General features: G+C 48.3%; 18 protein-coding genes. 1 reads left to right on the top strand and 17 read right to left on the bottom strand.

Annotated elements, in window-relative coordinates:
* The first annotated feature begins 520 nt into the window (after window positions 1–520).
* Window positions 521–1,261 carry an SRPBCC family protein gene (locus DUT69_RS10250; protein WP_113653130.1) on the top strand — a complete coding sequence of 247 codons (741 nt, stop codon included), beginning with the start codon at window positions 521–523 and terminating at the stop codon, window positions 1,259–1,261.
* Between the two features lie 116 nt (window positions 1,262–1,377).
* Here the strand turns inward: DUT69_RS10250 and DUT69_RS10255 are convergent, their stop codons facing one another.
* The 17 genes from DUT69_RS10255 to DUT69_RS10340 all read right to left on the bottom strand — a co-directional run bounded on the left by DUT69_RS10255 (window position 1,378) and on the right by DUT69_RS10340 (window position 23,082).
* A complete protein-coding gene (locus tag DUT69_RS10255; RefSeq protein ID WP_113653131.1) occupies window positions 1,378–2,370 on the bottom strand; it encodes a hypothetical protein in 993 nt (330 codons plus the stop codon).
* 73 nt (window positions 2,371–2,443) lie between these two features.
* Complete coding sequence (traM, locus tag DUT69_RS10260) at window positions 2,444–3,493, bottom strand: conjugative transposon protein TraM (protein ID WP_113653132.1); 1,050 nt, start codon at window positions 3,491–3,493, stop codon at window positions 2,444–2,446.
* A 265-nt stretch (window positions 3,494–3,758) separates the two neighbouring features.
* Entirely contained in the window at window positions 3,759–4,292 is a 534-nt protein-coding gene (gene traK / locus DUT69_RS10270) for a conjugative transposon protein TraK (protein ID WP_317047212.1), read from the bottom strand.
* Window positions 4,293–4,450: 158 nt separating this feature from the next.
* Window positions 4,451–5,659 (bottom strand): conjugative transposon protein TraJ, encoded by a 1,209-nt coding sequence (gene traJ, locus DUT69_RS10275; RefSeq protein ID WP_113653134.1) that lies wholly within the window; start codon window positions 5,657–5,659, stop codon window positions 4,451–4,453.
* An 11-nt stretch (window positions 5,660–5,670) separates the two neighbouring features.
* A complete protein-coding gene (locus DUT69_RS10280) occupies window positions 5,671–6,303 on the bottom strand; it encodes a TerB family tellurite resistance protein (protein WP_113653135.1) in 633 nt (210 codons plus the stop codon).
* Window positions 6,290–6,958, bottom strand: coding sequence for a hypothetical protein (locus DUT69_RS10285; protein WP_162796252.1), 669 nt, complete (start codon window positions 6,956–6,958; stop codon window positions 6,290–6,292). Before DUT69_RS10285 ends, DUT69_RS10280 begins: the two co-directional genes overlap by 14 nt.
* Window positions 6,942–7,625 carry a conjugal transfer protein TraI gene (locus DUT69_RS10290; protein WP_113653460.1) on the bottom strand — a complete coding sequence of 228 codons (684 nt, stop codon included), beginning with the start codon at window positions 7,623–7,625 and terminating at the stop codon, window positions 6,942–6,944. Before DUT69_RS10290 ends, DUT69_RS10285 begins: the two co-directional genes overlap by 17 nt.
* A gap of 71 nt (window positions 7,626–7,696) precedes the next feature.
* Entirely contained in the window at window positions 7,697–10,162 is a 2,466-nt protein-coding gene (locus tag DUT69_RS10295; RefSeq protein WP_113653137.1) for a TraG family conjugative transposon ATPase, read from the bottom strand.
* Window positions 10,149–10,484 carry a DUF4133 domain-containing protein gene (locus tag DUT69_RS10300; protein WP_113653138.1) on the bottom strand — a complete coding sequence of 112 codons (336 nt, stop codon included), beginning with the start codon at window positions 10,482–10,484 and terminating at the stop codon, window positions 10,149–10,151. Before DUT69_RS10300 ends, DUT69_RS10295 begins: the two co-directional genes overlap by 14 nt.
* A gap of 15 nt (window positions 10,485–10,499) precedes the next feature.
* A complete protein-coding gene (locus DUT69_RS10305; protein WP_205314261.1) occupies window positions 10,500–10,769 on the bottom strand; it encodes a DUF4134 domain-containing protein in 270 nt (89 codons plus the stop codon).
* Window positions 10,770–10,853: 84 nt separating this feature from the next.
* Window positions 10,854–11,399, bottom strand: a complete 546-nt coding sequence (locus tag DUT69_RS10310; RefSeq protein ID WP_162796253.1) for a hypothetical protein — start codon at window positions 11,397–11,399, stop codon at window positions 10,854–10,856.
* Between the two features lie 329 nt (window positions 11,400–11,728).
* On the bottom strand, window positions 11,729–12,706 hold the full coding sequence (locus DUT69_RS10315; protein ID WP_113653140.1) for a DUF5007 domain-containing protein: 978 nt from the start codon (window positions 12,704–12,706) through the stop codon (window positions 11,729–11,731).
* 11 nt (window positions 12,707–12,717) lie between these two features.
* Complete coding sequence (locus DUT69_RS10320) at window positions 12,718–13,419, bottom strand: fasciclin domain-containing protein (protein ID WP_113653141.1); 702 nt, start codon at window positions 13,417–13,419, stop codon at window positions 12,718–12,720.
* Between the two features lie 14 nt (window positions 13,420–13,433).
* Window positions 13,434–15,038 (bottom strand): RagB/SusD family nutrient uptake outer membrane protein, encoded by a 1,605-nt coding sequence (locus tag DUT69_RS10325; protein ID WP_162796254.1) that lies wholly within the window; start codon window positions 15,036–15,038, stop codon window positions 13,434–13,436.
* Between the two features lie 10 nt (window positions 15,039–15,048).
* Window positions 15,049–18,195, bottom strand: a complete 3,147-nt coding sequence (locus DUT69_RS10330) for a SusC/RagA family TonB-linked outer membrane protein (protein ID WP_113653143.1) — start codon at window positions 18,193–18,195, stop codon at window positions 15,049–15,051.
* Window positions 18,196–18,282: 87 nt separating this feature from the next.
* Window positions 18,283–19,131, bottom strand: a complete 849-nt coding sequence (locus DUT69_RS10335; RefSeq protein ID WP_113653144.1) for a hypothetical protein — start codon at window positions 19,129–19,131, stop codon at window positions 18,283–18,285.
* A 429-nt stretch (window positions 19,132–19,560) separates the two neighbouring features.
* Entirely contained in the window at window positions 19,561–23,082 is a 3,522-nt protein-coding gene (locus DUT69_RS10340) for a family 43 glycosylhydrolase (protein WP_113653145.1), read from the bottom strand.
* Window positions 23,083–23,092 lie beyond the last annotated feature (10 nt).

A 23,092-nucleotide genomic window follows, 5' to 3' on the forward strand; every position in this document is an offset into this window, starting at 1 on the left:
AAAATTGCCCATGTGCTGGTAAATCTCATTGGCAATGCCATTAAATAGACAACTAAAAAAACCAAAATCGTTATCGGCTACCAGCAGCAGGGAAACCAGGTTAGGGTATACGTAAAGGAACAGGGTGTTGGAATCAGCAAGGCTGACCAGAAGCATCTATTTGAACGTTTCTACATGGCGCAGACGGAAAGCACCGGCATATCTCAGGCTTGGGGATCCGACTGTACCTGGCCTCGGAAATCCTTCGCTACCACGATAGCGATCTTTGCGTAGATAGCAGCCTCGGAAAAGGTTCCACATTTTATTTCCTGCTTCCGGTGCACATTCGGGGTGACCAGAGCTTTCACTGACCGGCATTTGTTTTCCGGTAAGCTGCCCGGCATCAATCCTTAGCCTACTTCGCTGCAACTCCACCACGCGATCACAGTACCTTTGAGGATGAGGCCTTTGGTTCCGCTTGAAAATAGCTGAAACATTCATGCTTTGATTATGTTCACCTAGCACACCAACTACGCAAAATATGGATACCTTACCAATAAAGAACATGATCGAGAAAATCGAAGGCAGCGAACTTATGCCAGCTGCCGCACCAAACATCGACAACGGCGAACGCGCCCTTTCCGTACTTGCCGGCAGCTACCTGCTCTACAAGTCACTACGCAACATCGTTAAGCATCCTTTGCTGGGCGTGCAGGGCGCAGCCGCAGCAGGACTTTTGATCTACCGGGGCGCTACCGGGGTATGCCCGCTTTACCAAAGACTGGGCGTAGATACTACCGATCCCCAGGCGATCAACATAACGGAAACCATTACCGTTAATGCGCCCAGGGAAACGGTCTATGCATTCTGGCGCGAACTTTCCAATCTTCCCAAGTTCATGGACCACCTTAAGGAAGTAACCGAGACCAGCGAGAAAGATTCGCACTGGACGGCAAATACGCCCGGGGGAATAGTCCCGTTGAGCTGGAACGCGGAAATTACCCACGAGGAGTCCGGAAAGTACCTTGGCTGGCAATCCACTGCAGGATCAATGATCGAAAATGCGGGCAAGGTGGAATTCACCGATACGCTGAACACCATCGGTACCCAGCTCCACGTTGAGATCAATTACTTTCCGCCGGCAGGAAGCGTTGGCAGGGGAATCGCTTCGATGTTCACCGGGGTGTTTGAAAAAATGATCAGGGCCGACATACAGCAGTTCAAGCATTACGCCGAACAGGAGGAATTCAAGCACTTTGCAGGTCTTTCAGAACTTTCGTAGTTTGCAGCGTAATCGCTGAAATAACTGTATCTAAAGCAAAAAAGCCCATCAATTTGATTATTGATGGGCATTTTTTTTTGCTGAACCGGCATTGGCGAATGCCCTTGGACTATCCCTTAGACCGAAAGTTCCTGGTCCTTGTCCTTTTTCGCTACTTTCCCCTTTCCCAGTGACACTTCTGCCAGCGGCTCGGCCTTCTGGTGCTGCTCACGCCTGATCGATTTTCCTTCCAGCGAATACAGGTTGAGCTGCTTGAATTCCGGGACCGCCTCCACAAGGAGCTTTGTGGCCTTACCATCGATATCCACGTTCACCACTCCCCTGTCCCCGTTTTTTAGGGTGGCCTCCAGTTCTGCCCTCCACTGCGGATTGGCAAGCTCCTTGAACTCAAACCTGTCAAGTACAGCCGAAAGGTCATAGCCATAGCCATGGGTAAATGTCTTCATCGGAAAATTGCCTCCCTTATCCTTGGAATCAAGTTCCAGCTTTACCCATGCCGAATACTCGTTCTTCTGGATGTTCAGCATATCCTCACGATAGACCGATCTGCCGGAAAGCAGGTTCAGCGTCTGGGAAAGGGTAAATCCGGTACCTTTTTCCAGATAGACCGTCTGGCCGGGCGCGGGGGTCATCAAAGTCTTGTAGAATCCCTTGTCCAGCTCGATTATCTGCCCATCGACATGGCTGGCCAGCTGTTTTGAGGAAGCCAGTTCCGTGCCGGCGTAGAGCTGGGCGGAACGCCTGGTATCCTCCGCGCCCGGCATACTGGCCCTGAACTCTTTTACGGCAAGCCAAGCCATCTCAAACTCCCTTAGTGACGGCTCCTTTCCCTGGCGCTGGGAAGCGACAAAGTACTTTTCGCCCGCCATAAGCGGAGGCTGCACCTCGATCACCACGTCAAACTTGTTAAAGTAATAAAACTCCGAGCTCCTTGACTGGTTAAAGTGAAGGGCCAGCTCCACCCTTCCCTTGTCGCTTTCCAGCTTGTCGTACAAGATGAACCTGGGTTCGTTGGCAGCCATCTTCTCCTCCATCCGCCCGGTGAGCGTGTCGGAAAATCCCAACCTTTCCATTTCCGCCTTCAGCTTCTCTAGATTTTTTGCATCCATGATTTTTGATTTTATGGGACGGTCTGTCCCGGTTAACACTCAAATGTTTTCGTCTTCGCCCGGAGAGAAAAGTTCAGGGGCGGTTGTTGCGCAGCAGTACCTTTTGCCCGGCCTTGAGCTTTACCCTGACCAGTTTCATTTTCCCGGAGAACAGCTTTTTGGCGGCATCGATTCCAGCTCCGGCCACCTGACCGGCGATCCCGTCCATTCCGTAGAGCGAAATGCCGCTGCTGGCATCCACCGCCCCGGAGCCCGCAGCCTGGTTAAACACCGCTTCCGGAGCGGGAATTCCGGGCATACCGTCCAAGGCATACATCGTCAGTTCCACCGGAATGATCATTTCGCCCAAACGGATATTTTTAATGTCCAGCAGCAGGCGCTGGTTCACCAGCCTGCAAAGCCCGAAGACAAAATGCCCCTTGGGAATAAGAACGCCCTTTATGGTGGCCGAGTCCAGCAGCCTGAGCTTTAGGGTAGCTCCATGCACTACCTTTCCCCCTTCAGCAAGCTCGGCCGGTAGGGCAAGAAAACTCCTTTCGGTGCTTTCATCCTCTAGGGCCGAGCTGTTCTTTTGCTGCGACCGCATGGGCTGCTGCACATCCAGTAGCTTTTCCAGCACCTGGTTGAGCTGCTCCATTTCCGGATCGCTCCCCTTGTCGGCCTTGATGGCATCCATCAGCGCTTCCAGCCGGTCCACGTCCCTGGAAATTCCGGGCTGTTCCGCCCTTTGATGCCCGGGGTGTTCGACCACGCCGCCCGAAAGCTTGGGATCGCTTGCCGGAAGATTGATCTCCCTGTTCAAAGCTTGTAGTCTGGCATTGATCTCCATTGTTTTTTCATCCGCACCGCTGCTGCCAAGGCCGATGCTTTCGGCCATTGCCCACAACCCATTCGACCGGGAAGTATCCTTTTCGCCCTTGGCGTAAAAGCCCATCTTGTCCACCGGTTCGGCCACCTTGAAACTGGCCTGGGGCAGTTCGGTGCTGATCCCCTTTTCCTTTAGCGCTCCGCTGGCCTTGGCCCTTCCCCCGCCCCCTGCGTAGAACCCAAGGGCCAAAAACGGCAGCACCAGCAGCGGCAGAAACAATAGGATTTTTCTTTTGTCGGTTATTTTTGTTTCCATATGATTTGGTTTGATCGTTAAGAATTTATTGTTGGGGCTAAATAAACACCCCTAGCACCAGATAGCCGCAGTAGCCTGCGAAAGCCAGCAGCAGGGCCGAAAGCAGGATTTTAACGCTGGCCGTTCCCATCCTTGACGCAAGCCCGTTCAGCCGTGATGCCACCCTCCGCTGCAGGGCTATAATCCCGCCTGCGATCCTTTCAGCCAGCCTGTCGGAAGCGCCCGCCTTTGGCTTTGGACCTGAAAACCTTTTGGTTGCCATCTGCTATGGTTTTGAGATATCCTGGTTCAGTACCGTCTCCCAGCGCTGGATCAGAAAGCCGTGCGGATTGTTGTCCGAGCGGGAGACGTTGCGCAGCTGCCCGCGGGTGACCAGTTTCCTGTAAACCGTTGAACTGGAACGCACCAGCTGCTGGGAGGCATGACAGGTAAAACCGAAAGGCTCCTGACGCATGTCCAGCACCACCGAATCCACGGTTATGCTCTGGGACACGTTTGCCGAGACCAGGCCGGTAAAATACCCCTGTTCCCTGAGGTTGTCATAGGCCCTTTTTGCCGAACCGTCTGCCAGGTAAAGCGCCTTTCCGATATTGGATGCGATGACCTTCTCATCGGGATCCAGGGTAAAGAACCAGTAGTGGAACATCTTCACATGGTCGCGGATCTCAACGGCCAGGTTGTCCCTTCGTTCGGCCGACAAGGCCTCCAATGCCTTTCCATTGGCCAAAATGTAAACCTTTGCGCTCATCTCCCGCACCATTTCAAAACTCTTCCATAGCGCAAAGCCCGATACCAGCACTCATGCTGCGATCAGGTAAAGGCTAAAGGTCTTGATGTGCGAGAAGGCGGTATCTATGTTTCTGAATTGCGTAAACATTTCCTAATGTTTTTTAAGTTCGAATTGAATAATTTTCGGGCCGGCGGGCTACCGGCAAATGCCGCCAGGGCCCATTGCGCCTACTTTCCGGCCAGCTTGTCTTGCTGATGGGAGCTTCCGGGGGACTTTCCCTCCGGAAAATAATCGCCCTGCGAGGCGGCTGCGTAGCCCTGGGACAGCAGCCTTGCCCCGTCCCCCAACTTGTCCGCAGCCATGCCAGCCCCGGCCGACCCTGCATGCACCACGGAACGCGAAGAACTGGACACGATCATGTTCACCTTCTGGAGGATGGTATTCCCTCCGCCGGCATGGACGATATAGTTGGCAACCGTCGGCACGCAGAAATAGGACACAATCCCGATAACCATAAAGATCAGGTAGGCGACATCGCTCGAGGAAAAAAAAGTATGCCCTTCTTCTGCGATCTGGGAAATGTCCAGCTTGAGCATATTTTCCTGTATCTTGCCCAGTATGCTCCCCAGTATGTTGGCGATGGGCAGCCACATGAAAATGTTCACATAACGCGCAATCCAAACCGTAAGGCTCTGCTGAAAGCCGTCGAACACCGCAAAGCCCAGTACCAAGGGACCCAAAATGGTCAGTACGATCAGTACAAAGGTGCGCACAACGTTTATGCACAGGGCAGCCGCAGCGTAGAGCACCTCGAGCACTTCTGCCATCCACTGCTTAACCGAATTGCGGAAGCTGTAGCCCTGCTTTTCCATAAAGAAGCTGATATCGTTGGAAACCGTTTCCAGCATGCTTTCCCCCGAACCGTCCGGATCATCCGGGTGCAGGTATTTGTACCAGCGTTCCCTGTCCCCCTTGCCATCATCGCCCACGTACAGCTGCCACTGGGTCGTTTTCTTCAGCGCTGCCTGCTTCTGCTCGAGCAGCACCTCTATTGCCCTATTGCTGTCCTTTACCATTGCTCCCGTGGCCAGAACGGTAGGCTGCAGCAGCCCGTTGAACAGCGCCATCACCAGCGGGAACATCACAATCGCCATTCCCAGTGCGAAGGGACGGAGCAAGGGGTAAAAATCGATTGCCTCGGCCGCCGCCAGCTGCCTCCATACCCGCGAAGCGATATACCACAAGGCTCCAAAGCCGGCAATACCCCTGGACACGTCTATCAGCTGCCCGCAGAGCGGAACCATGTCCTGGTATACCTTTTCCAGCACCGGCTGCATGCCCTGAAGCGAGCCCGATAAGCCCTGCGCCTGCAGACCGCCGGGCAAAAGCACCCCTGCCAGCAGCGCCGCAGGCCCTGCCAAAAATCTCTTTTCCATATTTTCCCTGTTTATTTTCCGTAAAACCTGCCCAGTTGCGCGGTCTCCCGCTGCGCGCTCTGCTTTTGGCGAACCAGCACAGCTGCCTGCCTTGTAAAGTCCCGCAGAAACTCCAGCTCTGCGGAGGTGTCCATAAAAATGCGGTCTATCGCTTCCAGTCGCTCCTGGTCGCCCATGCGTAGCTTGCTTGAGGTTATCACCATTGCCAGGTCCTCCAGGTGCTGCAGCGAGCGGTCAAAAAGCGAGCTGTAGACGCGCTGGACATATTCAAGCTCCCGGGAGCTGAAAACATCTGCGGCCCGAAACACCTTCAACGCATTTTTGTATTCCGACACCAGCTTCTGCTGGTCGGATATGATCCCCGCGACCCGGCGGTATTTTTTCACCTCCGGGGAGACCACCAGCAGCCCGTCCAGAAAAACCTGGTGCAGGGAGAAGTTTCCCGAGGCAACGTCCTTCACCTTTTTGTAGCCGTCGGCCACCATGCTGTAGCCTTTTTTCATGTCCGAAAGGATGTTTTTCAGCTGGGAGAGCTTCTCCACGTTCAGCATCAGCTGCTTTGCCTCATGGGACTGGGCAAAGCTGCCCGTCCAAAAAAGCATTGCCACCCAAACCAATATTCCATATCTTTTAATTGTCTCCATAAAGCCTCCCCAGTTTTTCGATTTCCGTTTTTTCCCTGCGCTGGCTCTCCAGCAGCAGACGCGCCTCGCTGGAGAGCCATCTGGCAAAGTCCCGCTTTTCCCTCATCGCCAGATGGATCCTGCCCAGCCTTGACAGCCGCTGGGCATCGTTCATTTCCAGCTTGCCCGAGCCTATGACAGCCATCAGTTCGTCCAAGTCGGCCTTGCATTCCTCTGCGATCTTTTGCTCAACCGAGCTGTAGTAAGCCCTGTTTGAGGCCGGCGACAGGGCCGAGCTTTTCAGCAGTGCCCTAAAGCGTCCATTGATCTCCAGCTGAAAGGCTATAATTTCCCCTACCCTGTAATCCTTGCCGACAGCAGCGCCGACTTTTGACAGCGCGGAAAGGAACGCCTCGTGCAGCGCCATTTCCCCGGAAGTAAAACCGTTGATCGTTTCCAGTCCTCCACTTACCAGCTTGTATCCTTTCCATGCCTGATCGGCATAGAGCTTCAGGTAGGCAAGCTGCTTGAGCAGGTATTTCTCCTGTGTCCTTTGCTGCCTAAAGAATTCGGCGTAGGTCTGCGCCCAGCAGGACTGAACTTTCAAGGATAGACCGCAGACCAGCAGCCAAAAAGGCAATGTTGACCTGAACAAATGCTTAATCATCGATTCCATACAATTCCTTTAGTTTGGCGGCCTCCTCCAGCGACCTTGCCCTTTGGATGCTCAATAGGCCGCTTTCCCTGTTGAACCTTTTCAGGTCCTGCCAGTTCTGCTCCATCGTCTCCCCGGCCTGCACGATCAGCACCAGCCGCTCCCCGTCGGACATCTGGGTCTTGAAGGAGCCCACCACCGAGAGTATCCCGTCCACATTCTTCACGCTCTGCTCCAGGATCCCTGCATATACCTTTTCCATTACCAGCAGCTCCTGGGCGGAAAAATGCCCGGACCTTGAAAATAGGTTCCAGGCCCAGCGGTACTCCTCTACGATCCGCGCCTGCAGCCTTGCCAGCTCACCGAGCCTTCTGTACTGGACGATGGCCGATTTCACCTTCCACAGCTCCTCATAGTACTGTCCGTACAGCTCCTTCTGCCTGCCGGTCCACTCGGCGATCTCCCCAAGTTTCAGCTTGGAGAGCTGGTTTTCCAGTACCTTCTGCGCATTCTGCAGCCAGATCGTCTCGTTCTGCAGCCGCTGCACCTTGAGGTCCATCGCCTTGATCACTTTTTTAACCCCTGCCTTGATCACCTCCAGAAAGGCCACCTGCGCATTTGCGCCCTTGGGCAAGGACACAAAAAGGGTCATCGCGGAAATCGGCAGGATGACCATAAATTTTTTCATAGTTCCCATTATTTCAAATATTTAATTATTCCTAACTGAATAGTCCATGTAACGTCCGGATCAGGCGGCCGCTAACGGCCCCTCTCCCTGAGCTCCCCTGCCAGTACGGCAATGCCCTTTTGCATCGAGCCGTACCTGCGGGCGTATTCCCTTACCTGCATCTTTTCCTTTTCCTCGGTCGTGTAGCACAGGTATTCCTCCAGGGACACCTCCGTTCTATAGACCTTGCTGGCCTGTCCGCCGATGGAAACGAACACCTCCTTGTATTTTCCTTTGGGATCGTTCGCCCGGTTGAGCGAGAGCACCTGCGCCTTTTCCTTGTCGGTCAGTCCCAGCAGCTCCTGGATCATATCGAACTTGTTCTGGTACTTGCGCTGGTCGAGCAGGATCTTGCAGTCCGAGTTGTTGATGATCGCCTGTTTGACGATGGGCGAGGATATGATGTCCTCCACCTCCTGGGTGACCACGATCGCCTCCCCAAAGTGCTTGCGCACGGTCTTAAAGAGGTATTTGAGCTGCTCTGCCATCCCTTCCTTTGCAATCGCCTTCCATGCTTCCTCGCACAAAAACACCTTTCTTGTTCCCTTGAGCTTTCTCATCTTTGAAATAAAAACCTCCATAACGATCAGCGTCACCACCGGAAAAAGTATCGGATGATCCTTGATGTTGTCCAGCTCGAAAACGATAAAGGGCTGGGACAACAGGTCCAGGTTCTCCCTTGCGTTGAGCAGGTAGTCGAATTCCCCTCCCCGGTAGAACGGGGAGAGCACATAGAGAAAGTTCCTAAAATCGAAATCCTTGTCCTTTACCCCTAGCCTGTCCATTTCCGCGGCGAAGCCGCTCTGCAAAAACTCATAAAAGGAATCAAAGCACGGAAAGACATCGGCCCTATGCTCAAGAAACCCGAAATACAGGCTCAAGGCATTGCTCAGGGCCACATATTCCGAACGGCGGAAGCTTTCATCGTCCTTTTTCCACAGCGCCAGAAGGAGCGTTTTGATCGATTCCCTCTTCTCGGTGTCCATCACCTCCCCTTCGCCTAGGTAAAAAGGATTAAAGGCGATCGGGCTTTGCTCGCTATAGGTAAAATAGTAGCCGCCCATCAGCTCGCATAGCCCGGCATAACTGTGCCCCACGTCCACGATCACAACGTGCGCGCCCTGCTCGGCGTAGCTGCGCATCAGGTGGTTGGTCAGAAAGGACTTTCCCGAACCGGAGGGGCCAAGAATGAACTTGTTCCTGTTGGTCGCTATACCCAGCGCCAGCGGCTCGTCGGAGATGTCCACGTGCAGGGGCCTTCCAGAGAGCCTGTCGCCCAAGCGGATGCCAAAGGGCGAAACCGAGGACCGCTCGTTGCTTTCCAGATTGAACATGCAGCTGGCCTGTTCCAGAAAGGTGTCGAAGGTATCGTTCATCGGAAAATCCGCCTGGTTGCCCGGAAGTCCCGCGAACCAGACCTGCGCCTGGCCGTCGGTCTCGAGTTTGGCTACCGCATCCAGCTGCGCCATGGCCGATGAGACCATATTGCCCAGCTCCTTGCGCTCTGCAGGATCCTCCGACCAGCACAGCACGTTGAAGTGCGCTTTCACCGGAAGCCTTCCAGCTGCCGCCGCTTCGTTCAGGTAGTCGTTCACCGCATCCCTTGAGACTGCATTCTCCCTTGAATAGCCGCTTAAGGAGTGCAACCTTAATTTCTTGGCCTCCAGTTTCTTAAGCGTCGCTCCCACGTCGCCCAAAAAAACGTACTGGTTATAGATATGGTTCACCGGCAGCAACTGGCCAAGGGGCGATGCGAAGCCGATCGAGAACCTGCTCCTGTCGCTGGAATACTTCTCGTAGTTGATCCGCGGACCTACCATCGGGGGAAGCTCCTGGGCATCGGCCAGGCTGAACAGCTGGCAATGCTTTTCCCCGACCCTGATCCCTTCGCGCAGGTGGATGTCGTTCAGCAGCGAAGCCTCGCCCTCTGCCAAAAGGAAACAGTAGCGTTCCAGGACCCCCGGACTGTTGGCCGTTCCTGCAAGTGCGTCATCGTCCAGCCTTTGCATTTTCACAAAGCCCGAATCCTCCATCACACGCACCAACTGCCCCACCGAATCCAAAAACCGCTCGGACAGATCCCTACTGGTAAGCTGCAGGGGTGAGAGGTTCCTTCTCAGCACGTTGCTTAAAGCGGAACTTGAAAGCCTGCCGTTTACTGCTCTTTTGGTCAGATAGATATGGCAGTGGTGGTCCATGCATTCCCGCTCGCTGAAGAACCGCTCGGAACTCCTGGACAGAAAGCTGTCCGGGCATGCTTCAAAATCAGCCCTGAAGCTTCCCTTGGTAAACCAGTCCTGCTTGTGGAACACCGATCCTTCCGGCAGAAGGCGAATCGCCTTTACCCAGCTTTGGTGGTAGGCCTCGTATTCCCTGTCCGAAAGGCTGAAGATTTCCGGCAGGGCGACCTTAAAGCCCACCGTCAGGTCCCCCTTTCTGGAAAGGATGCAGTTATGCTCGATCTTATATACCGGCAGCACCGTTCTAGCCTCTACCATGCCCACCTCCCTTCAAACCGGTAAATATCCTTCGCGAGCAAAAGCGGATGTACCGGGGAACTCCCCTTTTGGCCAGGTACTTGCCCAGCCCTGACGCCCCGAACCTTTTGGAAAGCCTTCCCACCACCAAAAAAAGGCCCGTCCCCAATACCAGCACCATCGGCGCCAGCACAAAAATCGCCGTCCCTATGATGTACAGTGCCGCAAACAGCACCAGCAGCGAGACCAGCCCGGATGCCATCACCACGATATAGACCCCCTTGAGCCCCTTGAACTCGATGGGCCTGGAAACGCCCTTGTTAACCTGATAAACAGTTGCCATTGCCAGTCCTCCCTATTAAATCCCGAAGAATGACTTGAGCACCGTAGCCACCACCACCAGAAAGATGCAGGAACCAAACCAGGCCGCGGCCACCTTGTTGGTGTCCGGCTCCCCAGCGTTCCACTTGTTGAACACCTTTACCGCACCAATGATCCCCACTACCGCGCCGATCGCGTACATCAGGTCGCAGCCTGTATCAAAATAGCTTTTCACCTTGTTGGTCGCCTCCTGAATACCGGCATTGCCGTCCTGGGCAAAGGCACCGTTGGCAAGACAAAAGGCCATCAAAAGCCCTATAAAAAACGAAGCCAGAAGAAACCTCGATAAACCTGTAAAATTCATATCCAATATTTTAAGACCATAAATAAACTAATACCAAAGCTCGTCCAGTTCCGCCTGCGATATGGGAAATAGCGCGGCGTCGCGGATAAATCCGTTGATCCTCCCGATGGATGGATGCCCAGCGAGCGGGCCATACCGTTGGCTGACCCTTTCGAGTTTTGCGAAGAACTCCGGCTTTCCCCCGCCAGACTCGGCCAGCTCGGCGAAAAGGATTTTAAGTTCCTCCAGCACATCGGCCACAAGCCCGATCTGCTCGTAGCGCTCCCCATCGTCCCTTGGAGAAAAGGTAAGTTCCGAACTGGACAGCATCCCTACACCTGGGGGAAGCCTGGACCCGCCCATCAGCGATCGGCCCGTTTCCCCCGCCGATTGTCCATGACCCTTTTCACTACCTTTGCGACCGTCATCCAGCCGGCCGGTAACGTTTTGGTCAACGCTGGAGGAAACCGGGGAACCTTTCAGCAGGGCGTTTAGTTCAGGCCTGTAGCACAGCAGTGCTACAAGCAGGTACCACAAAAAACTCAGCAGCGCTGAAAAGAGCAAAAACTGCCCCCAGGAAAATTCTTGAAACATAACATTGAAATCAACCCGGCAGCCCTATTGCCCCCGGAACAGAAGCAAAGGTGCAATGACGCGGGGTCCGGATGTGACAATCCCCTAGCCCATCCCCAACGAATTCACTGGGCGAGGCAAAGGAAGGTATGTTAAAGAAAGGAAAAGGTCGCTAATCGGAATGGGCGTGAGCGCATGGCACTACGGCTACCAGTAATTTTCTTTCAGGCAGGAAATAAGCAGGTCTTTTAACGCGTTCCAGAGCGGAACGGCGATGCTGGAAATTCAGGAAAGTGCAAAAAAAAAGTCCCCACCCTTAAAGGATGGGGACTTTCCGCTCCAGCGGACGGTTATTTTACGGTTGCGTCCATCAACTTTACTTCAACTTCGTAGGTCCCTTCCATCTTAACCCTAAAGCCAAAGGCCGGATTGGCATTCTGGTTGGGCATGCCATCTATGTTGATGAATGCCTTTGGAATCCTATAATAGATCAGGTAGCCCCAATCGGTGGTAGGAGTGATATATTTGACCAATGGAAATGGCGCCACCTCGTAGTCGCAGATCAATGCATCCTCGGTACTGGTCACCGGATTGAATTTCGCATGGGTCTCAAAGGTTGGTCTGTCGCCACGCTTGATCACCGCTCCCGCCTTGGGATTGAAAGCCTTTCCGTTTTTGTCGGTTATCTTTAGGATGACCCTGGCTCCATCGTTGCCCACCTTTTTACAGGTGATTACCGGAGCCTTCATGGCAGTAAAAACCTCAGCATCAGTGGATCCGTTGGAAGCCTGGTAGGTTACCTCGAAAACATCGTCCACACTAGGTTCAATCACATTGATTTGAGCAAATGCTGGATAAAACTTTGTTCCCCAGCTATTCGTCACCTCTAAATCGAATTCATATTCACCTAGTGGCAAATTAGCAGAAGCACGATTAAAGGCTATTTGTCCACTAACTTCGTTAAATTCCATTGGGGCCTTCACTACTTTTTCACGTTTGGCATTTAGCAAATCAACCGTGACATCCGTTTCCGGATTAAAAGTCATACCGGGTTTAAAAACCAAAATTTCATATTGTTTAGTAAATTCGGCAGGAGCTGGTGCTCCCGTGGCTTTATTACGTAAGTTTAACATTTTAAACGTGAAAGGTGGGGTCGAACCATCTGCGTTAATTCGGTCAGATAGGGTCAACGGCATCCCTCTTTTAGCATTAATTATACGATCCTTATACCTAATGGTATCGCTTAAAAAACCGGTTTCTAATTTCTTACACGCAAAAGCCATTACTATTAGGGCGAAAAGCATGTATATACTGTATTTTTTTTTCATAGCAATAAGTTTTAGTTGGCCATTTTACCAGCATTAAAAAATAAACGTGGGCCATCTCTCAATACATGCAGTACCCCAGTGGTAGTAATGATGTTGGAAGTCTGGCAATCTATCGAAATATCTCTTCGATCTTGTGCAATGGCTGATGGGTTAGCTTCTAAATCATCTCTTGTACCAATTACCTTAGTAAAATTTACATAATCTACATAATCTAAGTAAGTACCATAATCATTAGCTCTCCTTAATTTAATCAACCAGGTGATTCCATTCATAGGGCCAAGTAGGCTATTAAACAACCTTCCTTCAGTATTTAACTGGTTTCGCGTAATTTTACCAGCAAACATGTACATCTTTAGAGAATCTTTCAATTCAGCTGGATTGATATCGGCGATAGAAAATTTGATGTTTTCATCCCCAACTTGAGTAATCTTCTCCTGCTTTTTGGCAGACACGTAATCTGCAGCACCGTAGTTCGTCGTTGCAAAAAAGGTAATGTTGCCATTTATCTCATCTTTCATCCCCGCTTGGTCGATGATTTTAACCAAGGAATCAAATTTTTTATTGCTCTTGAGGTAATCGTAAGTGGTCATATTTACCCTGCCACTTAAAATCTTGCCACCATCATTAACGTAATCATCTTTTTGGCAAGAGCTGATAGTGACTAAAGCCAAGATTGCTATTATACAAATGCCATATACATATTTAATCTTCATATTTTTGCTGTTTATTATATTTTACCTCTCCAATAAGTGGTTTGAGTTAACAGGTTGTTATTACTAAATAAATTTGGAAATACTGGCCAGTAAAAGCCTTCTTGATTAAACCTAGAAGTACTTAGCCAAGGCGCATAATCACCATATTTTCTCGTCCTCAAAAGGTCATAAAAAAGATGGCCTTCTAAAAACAACTCTCTGCCTCGTTCCATTACATAACCGTTCATCACCTGATCTTTGGTTAAACTAGCCGCCAACATGGTACTCGCATCGGCTCCATTATGTTTTTTAGAGTCATTGATAATCCTGATAGCCGTAGGCAAATCATTTTTATACAAAGCGACCTCCGCCCTTAATAAATTCATATCTGCCAACCTAAAAATGATAATGTTATTGCTTAAATAAGCATCTGTCTTTTGCGTCGGATTTCTATAAACTACATTGCTGTATTTAATCGTCGTAGGTTTAGCAGTATTAACATCGGTAAAGTTTTTACGATACCTGATATCCTTGGTATCCGTTACGGTGGTGGTGATAGTTTTCCATTCCCAGGCCCATGCAACTTCATTCCACACCCAACCCATTGTAGTGGTAGTAACCGCAAAGTGGGAACTCAAATAACTGCCCGGCACAAAAGCGTATGGAATATTATTGTTCCAATATTCTTGTTTTAAAAACATTTTGCCGACACTTCTATTAGAACCCTCTAAATTGTCTTCACTGGCAGCAATTTCGAAAATGCCTTCGGTTGATTTGCCGATAAAGGTTTTATAGTAATTCGTGGTATCGTTTAATCGGTAACCGCCCTTTTCAACCAATTGTTGCAAAGTAGTATCTGCACTATTCACATCCGCCATAATTGGCGTATTCGATGCCACATTTGTCATGGTAGCACGCCATAAATAAAGGTGCGATAACAAAGCGTAAACAGAACCCTTGTTAGCCGTTACAGCGGCATCTGATGCCGATAAGTAACCCCAATTTAAGTTTTTTGCCGCTTCATGGCAATCGTTCTCCACCTGTTTTAAAATGTCTGCCTTAGGGGTACGAGCTAGATGAGGCGCGTTGATCGGATCATCGCTGTTGGTTACTAAAGGTACATCTCCCCAAACACGGCTTAGCATAAAATAAGAAAGCGCCCTAACAAAATAAGCTTGACCAATGATTTCCTTCCTAAATCGGATAGGATTGTTAACATCATTTAACTGTTGATCAGTCATTTTAGGCATCTTGGCTAAGATAATGTTAGACATCGCAATTACTTTATAATATTTGGTCCAATCAGCAAAATTTTGCAAAGTGTAATTGCCGGATAGATCGCCTCTTTGTATGGCTTCGATACCATCACCCTCCGATTCTATTGTCATGTAAGCCGGAACCATCGCATCTCCATAGATATAATGACGTGGTCTTGCCAACCAATTTCCGCTAGACAAAACATCCCTCAACAGAGCATAATTACCCGCCATGGCAGCTTTAGCATCACGTCCGTTTTGCCAAAAAGCTTGGTCGTAAGTAGAATTTCGCGGCTCCTGGTCCAAAAGTTTTTTGCAAGAACTAAATATAAAGGCGCCAACAACTAGGCATAAACCGATATATAGTATTTTTTTAGCTTTCATTTTCATAAGTTTAAAAGTTGATATCTAAACCAAAGGTGTATTTTTTAGGAATTGGGTAACCTGCGCCACTGTATTCCCCATAAGCATTAACGGCTTCCGCATCAGGTAAGCGCTTAGATTGTTGGAACATCGCCACATTATCTGCTACCGCATAGAATTTAACAGCACCTAAACCGAGCCTCTTAACGACATTTGGATTCAGCTGGTAATTCAGCATTACACTCTTGATTCTAAAATATCCACCTTTTTCTAGAAAAAAACTCTGCGAGCTCACATAGTAATACCTACGGCTATCAATATCATATTTGGCATATTGAGCTTGGTCGCCCTGCTGCCTCCAAATATTCAATCGGTCTAAGTCGGCAATAGAAAAATTTGCAAAATTGTTTCTGCTTGATGCAGAGGTTGAAAACCTGTCTGACTCAAACAAGTTCAATACATCTCTATCGAAAGTAAATGTACAGAAGACATTTAGGGTGAAATTTTTATAGCTGATGTTATTAGTAAAACCCCCAGTCCATTTTGGATTTGGGTCGCCCATCGGCACTTTATCTGGATTAATACCGTCATTAAATGGATCAATATTATAATCACCATCCAAATCCGCTAAATAAAAATCGCCAGCTCTAAAAGCATTTCCTGATGCACCGTATCGTTCACCAGTATGCGGATTAACAGGCACATCGCTATCAGTGGCAAAAACACCTCTAGTTCTATACAAGTAAAAAGCATTAATCGGCGACCCAACACTTAAAATATGTGATTTATCAAATCTGCCTTGCTGTAAAACCAAATCTCTGCCTCCATTCGGCAAACTCATAATGGCATTTTTGTTATAAGAAATATTAAATCTCGTGTTCCATTTAATTAAACTTTTTGATGGTAAAGGATTTGCAGAGAATGCAATTTCGGCACCGCTGTTTCTTACACCAATAGAATTGGTAAGTGCTCTATCATAACCGGTGGTTACTGGCAACGCCACGCTAAAAAGCTGCAAGGTGTTCTCTTTGTTATATACGTCGAAAGACATGGTATATTTACCGTTGTTCAGTTCCATATCGGTACCAAAGTTCCATTGCATAGAACGCTCCCAACTAATGTTATTCTGCGCTACACCATCGTAAAAGTTTGGCGTAATGGCAGTCACGCCATTATATGACGTCGCACCATCATTGCCAGGATAGTTGCCCGCATTAACATTATATAAGCTATATTGCAAATAGTTCGGCATGTTACTATTACCTGTTAAACCAATACTGCCTCTTATCTTCACTAAAGAGAAAGCTTTAAATCTGTCTTTGAAGAAATTCTCTTCAGATAATAACCAAGCAGCTGAGGCTGATGGGAAAAAGCCCCACTTGCTATTGCTTCCAAATCGAGAAGAACCATCTGCCCTTCCAGTTAAACCTATGATATATTTGCTATCGAAGTCGTATGACAGTCGCCCATAAAACGAAGCAAATCCATTAGACTGATAATCACTAGAAGCATAGGTATTTCTTTGCTGAAAACCAGTTACTACTTGTATGGCATCAGAAACGCCTTGGTAAGCGCTCATTTGCGAGATTCTAGTTTGATTGAAACTTGCTTCTTGCCCCACCACCACATTTAAGTTATGCTTACCATAATTATCGATGTAACTCAAATAGTTGTTAGTACGTAAATTCAATACATTGCTCGAGAAACTAGATGCGGAGTTACCATTATAGTTTTCTAAAGCACTGGCTACGCTGAGATCTCTTCTGGCATTGGTACCAACATAATTAGACTGCGAGGTAAACTGGAATTTCTTGCTAAACTCATAACCTAGGTTTAATCCTACATTCAATTGGTTATCAACATTCTCGTCGTTATTAGCGTTGTAGCGACCTAAAAACAAATCCCTCTTCGCATTAGATAAATTGAGTAAAGAGGATGGCATATCGCCAGCCCCTAAATTTACTGGGCTGCTGTTGCTCCCGTTACCCCTGGCCCTATTCGCCCTTGAGAAATATAAAATAGGATTAATAAGCAACTTCTCCTTTAGTGCCCTTGCCTGCAAATTTAAACGTGTACTGTAACGCGTAAAACCAGTAGCTTTAATAATACCGTCTTCATCATAATAGTTTCCGCTAAAACGATAGGTCATACCTCCTAGCCCACCTCCGGCCAGGCTCACATCCGTACTTCTGATAAAACCCGTTTGGTAAAACATATCCTGCCAGTTGGTATTTCCGTTAAACGCAGGATTCAAACTGTCCGTTAACAAAAATGGCAAATCCCTAATCTGCGAATAGTCCAGCTGCGCCTCCAAAATGGCCATTTTTTGTCTACGCTCTACCGAACCTAAAGTTACATCTCTAAGTTCTGGTCTTTGGTTTAGCCCAGCCCAACTTGATATGGCAACCCTAGGCTCGCTATTGGTTCCTTTTTTAGTAGTAATTAAGATTACGCCGTTAGCCGCTGTAGCACCATAGATAGCAGTAGCCGAAGCGTCTTTTAGTACGTCGATAGATTCAATATCATTCGGGTTTAATCCAGCCAAATAATTGGCACCGGTTCCGACCCCTGGCGACACATATAGATCTGTAGGTTGCGGAACACCATCAATTACGTAAAGCGGAGAGCTCAGGACATTGATAGCGTCGTCACTATAATTTAGGTTGACCGCACTTGATCCACGCACAGATACGGTTGGCGAACCGCCGGGCATACCCGAAAAGTTCTGTACGTTTACCCCTGCCAAACGGCCCTGCAGCAACTGGTCAAAGCTGGCAGCTGGCAAGTTGGCCAATTCCTTTCCAGATATACTTGAAATAGCACCCGTACTTTTCTTTCTGGTAGTTTGCTGATAACCAATGATTACCACATCATTCAAGTTGCTCATGTTTTCTTCCAGTTTAACATTAATGGTCTTTTTGCCATCAATTTTAATCTCTTGGGCTTTAAAGCCCATAAAAGTAAACACCAAAGTGCCATCAGCCGGAGCAGAAAGCGAGAAAGCACCATTGGCACCGGTTGAAGTACCATTTTTTGTTCCTTTTACCACGACAGAAACACCGCCTACAGGTTGGTTGGTATCGTCATTTACCACACCAGTCACCGTAATGTTCTGTCCATAGGCAGTAAAGCTGAGCAAACAACCTATTATCAGTACAATAAAGTATTTGTGTTTCATAAATTGTCAAATTTTGGTTTAATCGCCTTGGCGATGTAAATAAGGTTAGTAGTCATTTTTATATAGTTTTATTGGTTGTGTTGGTTTTTATTTTACAGTGGGAGGCATCACCGCATCACCGTAAACGCTATGCAGCACTTGGTAGAATTCAGGATCGTAGGTTTTCAGCAGCGCTCTGGTATTTACATGGTTATGCGTCCCATCCCCTGTCTCAGGACCTCTCCCGTTCAGGTTGAAATAACTCTGCACGCCCTCCGCCCAATATTCGCTCGCATTGGAAATGGCGTAGGTGTTGGTCCACAAACCTTTGGCTTTCGCCCTGCCCCAGATAGCAGCGATGTTAGCCTTGAATCCTGGATAAAGCTTGTCCAGTCCAAAGTCGATAACCGCATGGCCGAACTCATGGATCACAATATTCTCTGTCGGATACCGGTCAAAGGTATTGTTCAGGATATCGCCCATATGTATCCCGCAGCTCGCCCCGGGCGCATTAGGACCATAACCTCCTGCATACCTGGTCGCATCCCAGGCGGGATCCCAGCCCGGAATTACATCTGGATATTCCTCGTTGCCGAAAATTACGACATGTATCCTTTGCTGCCTGAGCATGTTCAGCAGGGCCGGCGTATTGGCAATGTAGCTGCACTGCAGCTTGGCTTGCATCAGGGCATTATCTGATACGTTTTTGCCCGCTACAATAGCGATACTATTTTCTAGTGTGGTGCCTAACATCACATATTTTTTGTAGTAATCTCTTGAGAGCTTAAAAAGTGTGATTTCGCTCTCCGGAATTGCCAAAGGATCTTGTGCTACGGGTTCTGGCCCAAAATCCTCTACAATGTCCACCACCTCTGGTTCTTGGTTAGCTTTATCCTTTTCACAGGACAACGATAGCATCGCCAATGCGGCGGCTAAAAACAGGTGTCTTTTTTTCATTCTTTTTTTGTTTGGGTTAGTATCTGTTAAGCTCGTTAGGAAAGGTTAATCCTGCCCTATTCTAATTGCCGGGTAGACTTCGTTTTCTGGCGTGAGCGATGAGATGGTTAATGCGACTGTCTTCTGGACGGGACAATTGGCAAATTGCTTGACTGATAGTTTCATAACGTTTAGGATTGTGGTTCGTTTAATATTAATCGTCAGATTAACATTCATAAATTTAGCGAGGCAAATCCTGTTTATTAATGAATATTTTACCATATACCAACTAAATCTTAACCCTAATATTTTTAGGCAGAAAAAAGCATAAACAGCCTAGTAAACAACGCACCGGATTTCACCTGATCGATAGCAGTATCAGCTGAAGAGGAAACGTGAAAAGGAAGATGTTGGGCAAATTGGCTCTGGCAGCCTACAGTGGCAGCTTGCTTATTTGTGGTGGTCTTTTTGAAAAACCGTAAAGTTCTTGAAGGTGGCAAAACCATCCTGCTTGCCATAGCTGGCCTGGTAAACCCCTACTTCAACCGACTGTCCTTCCATATCTGGCCTATCGATCACTCCGCCGGGCAACACCTGCCAAGCTTTACCGTCGTTGCTCGCCCTAGCATAAAAAACATTTCCCGAACGCTCAATCTGCAGGTGCTTATAGAATTTGAATGCAGTATTATTGTTGGTCTGCTTGCGTCCTTCTGCTCCAAAATCGGTAACCATGTTGCCAATCCCCCAACCCAGCAGCACGCTGTTTTGGATCAAGTCAAATTCTTTATTGGTTGACTTAATCATTAGTCCGGCATCATTGGCACCCTTAACTTTATTTTCGGCCAGGCCACTTAGGTCCACAACATTTACTTCGGCAACAAAATCACCTTTGACCTTTTTAAAAATAAAAGGCCCTTTTCCAGCGGTACCGTCCCAATAAGTATCCGATGATGCTAATTTTAACAGGCCATTTTTTTGCACAAGTTCCGTCGCACTACCCAGGGTACCATCCCAGCCGGTATCCTTGATTCCATCAATTACAGCATTGTAATCTCTGCCAACCTTGCTTTCAAAAACAACAAACTGATTTCTCGAGGTATTTACAGAAGCCCCTGGTTTGGAGGCTGCAATATTGCCGAAGTTATCCTTTGCTAGAACTTGGTATGAATAGCTTTGGTCCGCGTTTAGGCCAAAAGCATAATACTGCTGGTCTTCATTCCATCCGGCAAGATCCCCGCCCTGTTCGGCAAAGGCATATTTGATAACTTTTCCCGGCAGTCCGCTAGCCCTGGCGGACATCACGGCAATATGAGGTGTGATTGCAAGTGGTTTTTTAATGAACTCTAGCGCGTAAGCGCCCATGGGGCGTTCGCTTTTCCAGTTTTGATAGCTTGCCGATGCCACATTGGGCAGGTAGGCATAATCATAAACAACAAGAGAGGCGATTGCAATAGCTCCCTTGACCGCTTTTATAGTCAATTTCGGAATCCCACCTTTAACAGTTTCGACCGAAGATTTACCTTGCGGCAAGCCGTTGAAATAGGTTTGATGTTTTGTACCGTCAAAAACATGCACCACATGTTGCCACTTCCCGTTTCCGTTCAAACGCAGTTGGTTATTTTTATCCGCCGGCCAGGTGATTTGCGCGGAAGCGCTTTCGGCTGCGCAAAACTGGGTAATGATGGTGTAGGCTTTGCCTGATTTGGCCACTGGGGCGGTTTTGTCAAATACTAAAAACTCCCCAGGCTCCACACTTACTGCTGCTAGATCCTCCACAGCCTTCAATTGTGCATTGCCCGTTAAACCACCACTTCGTTCGCCCTCGTTTTTCCATGATGTCAATTTGCCGTAAGGCAGATCGCCGGTGGCAAAATAATAGGGACTTTTAGCCTCAAAACTTGGCCTCGCCATTTGTTTGATCTCATCGGCTGCAAGGGGCATATCGTAAAGTTTCAAGGAAGCGAGTGCTCCGGAGAAATAAGCGTTGCCATCTGTCGTGCTTCCCAATAACATCCTGTCCAAATTAGCTATGAACAACATTTTCCGCTCTTGCTTTTCCAAAACACCGTCTACGTAAAGCCGCTCCATTGTGCCATCGAAAACCAATGCTAGGTGATGCCACTTTCCCGCTTCGGGCACTTTTTTAAAGCCCATATCCGCCCAGCCCCAATGTGTGGCAGCGCCCCATTTTTTATTGCTTCCGTAGCCTAAACCACCGTTGCTCAGGTCATTGCCGCCACGTTTTGTCCAGCAAACAATAGGTTCTTCGTCTTCTACCGTGGGATTGTATACCCAGGTTGCCACCGTAAAGCTGCTATTGCCTTTCAGAGACGATGGTGCTAAAAAATCAGACCTCAGCACCGTTTTACCCGAAAACAAAACAGCCTTTTTACCTCCAATCATTGAAACTAATGGTGCTTGCGACCCACTTGGCACAAAACCGCCATTTAAACTACCGGCATTTTTCCACTGCGCTACACTGCTGCCGATAGCTAAGTTCCTTGCATCTAAATCTACCGCCAAACCATAAGGTTTACTAACTGGCTGGCGGTTGTTTTTCTGCGCATTAACCTGTGCCAAAGGCTTGTACGCATTGTTGTCGAATACCTTAATATTCCAAATTGCTTTATTTATACCCGGATATTCGGTACCTGTTATCGTGATCTTAATAAATCTGGCTTTTACATCTCCAGCGTCAATCATCGGGCTACCATGTATGGTATTTTTGGTTCTATCTGCAAAGGTTTTCCAAGTTTTTCCATCCACAGACGTAGAGATTTTATACTGATAAAACCAAGTAGCATACTCAAATTGCGTGTGCACACTTTTAACCATGCTAACCTTGCCTAAATCCAATTGCAGCCAAGCTTCGCTAACATTGTCTTTTGGTTTCCATAACGTTCCGTTGTTGTTATCTGTAGCAAAGCTGGACTTAAAATCTGCACTGTAGAAAGAAGATGCTGTAGTTTTTGACATGTAAGCCAAATCACGCGACGGATTTTCGTTCTTGCCCAAATAACCTATGCCATTGTGGCTAGGTTCTATTTTTAGGATATTTCCTTCGGCATCAAAATGCATTTCATCAGCTACAACTTGCCTATGATAGCCACCTTCAGAATTTGGATTGTTATGCCTGTGGTAAATCATGTAAAACCTGTTTCCTTCTTGTAGTACAGATTGATGGCCTGGGCCATGAACAGAGCCATCGGCATTGGTAGCGATAATTGGATTATTTTTACCGAAAGTAAATGGTCCCATCGGTCCGGTTTTACTCATTGCATACTGTACACGGTAAGTGCCATCTTCGCACCTTCCAGAAGAATAGGTTAGGTAATAGATGCCATTGCGCTTGAACATAAATGGTGCCTCAAAAAACTCCTTGGCAACGGTATTAGGAATTTGAGCCAGTTTTGAGAACGATTTCATATCGGCATTCAACAACCCAACGCCAGCACCATGGTCGGGATAAATCCCCCAAGTACCCCAGTGCATATAAAATTTGCCGTCATCATCCCTGAAAGTTTGTGCATCAAGCGTAATTACATTTGGCACCAAAAAATTAGGCACAACAGCTTTACCCGCTGGAAGTAAAGAGGTCCACGGCCCAACCGGTGAATCCGACGAGGCGCCGAAGATCTCCACAGGCTGACTATAGTACAAATAAAATTTACCATCATTGCCTTTAGCTACATCTGGTGCCCAGTAATTGCGGGTGGTTGGCCAGTTCATATCCTGCAACGACCAGTTTACAAAGTCTTTTGATAGCCAAACCTGCGATGGACCATAGCCGCCGCCATTGCCATCTGTAGTTGCATAGATATAGTAGGTATCTCCAAACTTTTTAATCGTTGGATCGGCAAAGTAGCCCGGAATCAACGGGTTGCCATTACCTGCTTTTTGATGTTGCTGCGCAACAGTCTGAATAGCTAGGGCAAATAAAAGGAAGAGAAAACAAACTATTTTTTTTTCCATGTTTTATCGG

The sequence above is a fragment of the Pedobacter namyangjuensis genome (assembly GCF_003313325.1).
Lineage (GTDB): Bacteria > Bacteroidota > Bacteroidia > Sphingobacteriales > Sphingobacteriaceae > Pedobacter > Pedobacter namyangjuensis.

What these genes read in the sequence shown, in the direction of transcription:
- DUT69_RS10250 (WP_113653130.1), top strand. Translation starts at nt 521, where the DNA reads ATGGATACCTTACCAATAAAGAACATGATCGAGAAAATCGAAGGCAGC.
- DUT69_RS10255 (WP_113653131.1), bottom strand. Translation starts at nt 2,370, where the DNA reads ATGGATGCAAAAAATCTAGAGAAGCTGAAGGCGGAAATGGAAAGGTTG.
- traM (WP_113653132.1), bottom strand. Translation starts at nt 3,493, where the DNA reads ATGGAAACAAAAATAACCGACAAAAGAAAAATCCTATTGTTTCTGCCG.
- traJ (WP_113653134.1), bottom strand. Translation starts at nt 5,659, where the DNA reads ATGGAAAAGAGATTTTTGGCAGGGCCTGCGGCGCTGCTGGCAGGGGTG.
- DUT69_RS10280 (WP_113653135.1), bottom strand. Translation starts at nt 6,303, where the DNA reads ATGGAGACAATTAAAAGATATGGAATATTGGTTTGGGTGGCAATGCTT.
- DUT69_RS10285 (WP_162796252.1), bottom strand. Translation starts at nt 6,958, where the DNA reads ATGGAATCGATGATTAAGCATTTGTTCAGGTCAACATTGCCTTTTTGG.
- DUT69_RS10290 (WP_113653460.1), bottom strand. Translation starts at nt 7,625, where the DNA reads ATGAAAAAATTTATGGTCATCCTGCCGATTTCCGCGATGACCCTTTTT.
- DUT69_RS10295 (WP_113653137.1), bottom strand. Translation starts at nt 10,162, where the DNA reads ATGGTAGAGGCTAGAACGGTGCTGCCGGTATATAAGATCGAGCATAAC.
- DUT69_RS10300 (WP_113653138.1), bottom strand. Translation starts at nt 10,484, where the DNA reads ATGGCAACTGTTTATCAGGTTAACAAGGGCGTTTCCAGGCCCATCGAG.
- DUT69_RS10305 (WP_205314261.1), bottom strand. Translation starts at nt 10,769, where the DNA reads ATGGCCTTTTGTCTTGCCAACGGTGCCTTTGCCCAGGACGGCAATGCC.
- DUT69_RS10310 (WP_162796253.1), bottom strand. Translation starts at nt 11,399, where the DNA reads ATGTTTCAAGAATTTTCCTGGGGGCAGTTTTTGCTCTTTTCAGCGCTG.
- DUT69_RS10315 (WP_113653140.1), bottom strand. Translation starts at nt 12,706, where the DNA reads ATGAAAAAAAAATACAGTATATACATGCTTTTCGCCCTAATAGTAATG.
- DUT69_RS10320 (WP_113653141.1), bottom strand. Translation starts at nt 13,419, where the DNA reads ATGAAGATTAAATATGTATATGGCATTTGTATAATAGCAATCTTGGCT.
- DUT69_RS10325 (WP_162796254.1), bottom strand. Translation starts at nt 15,038, where the DNA reads ATGAAAGCTAAAAAAATACTATATATCGGTTTATGCCTAGTTGTTGGC.
- DUT69_RS10330 (WP_113653143.1), bottom strand. Translation starts at nt 18,195, where the DNA reads ATGAAACACAAATACTTTATTGTACTGATAATAGGTTGTTTGCTCAGC.
- DUT69_RS10335 (WP_113653144.1), bottom strand. Translation starts at nt 19,131, where the DNA reads ATGAAAAAAAGACACCTGTTTTTAGCCGCCGCATTGGCGATGCTATCG.
- DUT69_RS10340 (WP_113653145.1), bottom strand. Translation starts at nt 23,082, where the DNA reads ATGGAAAAAAAAATAGTTTGTTTTCTCTTCCTTTTATTTGCCCTAGCT.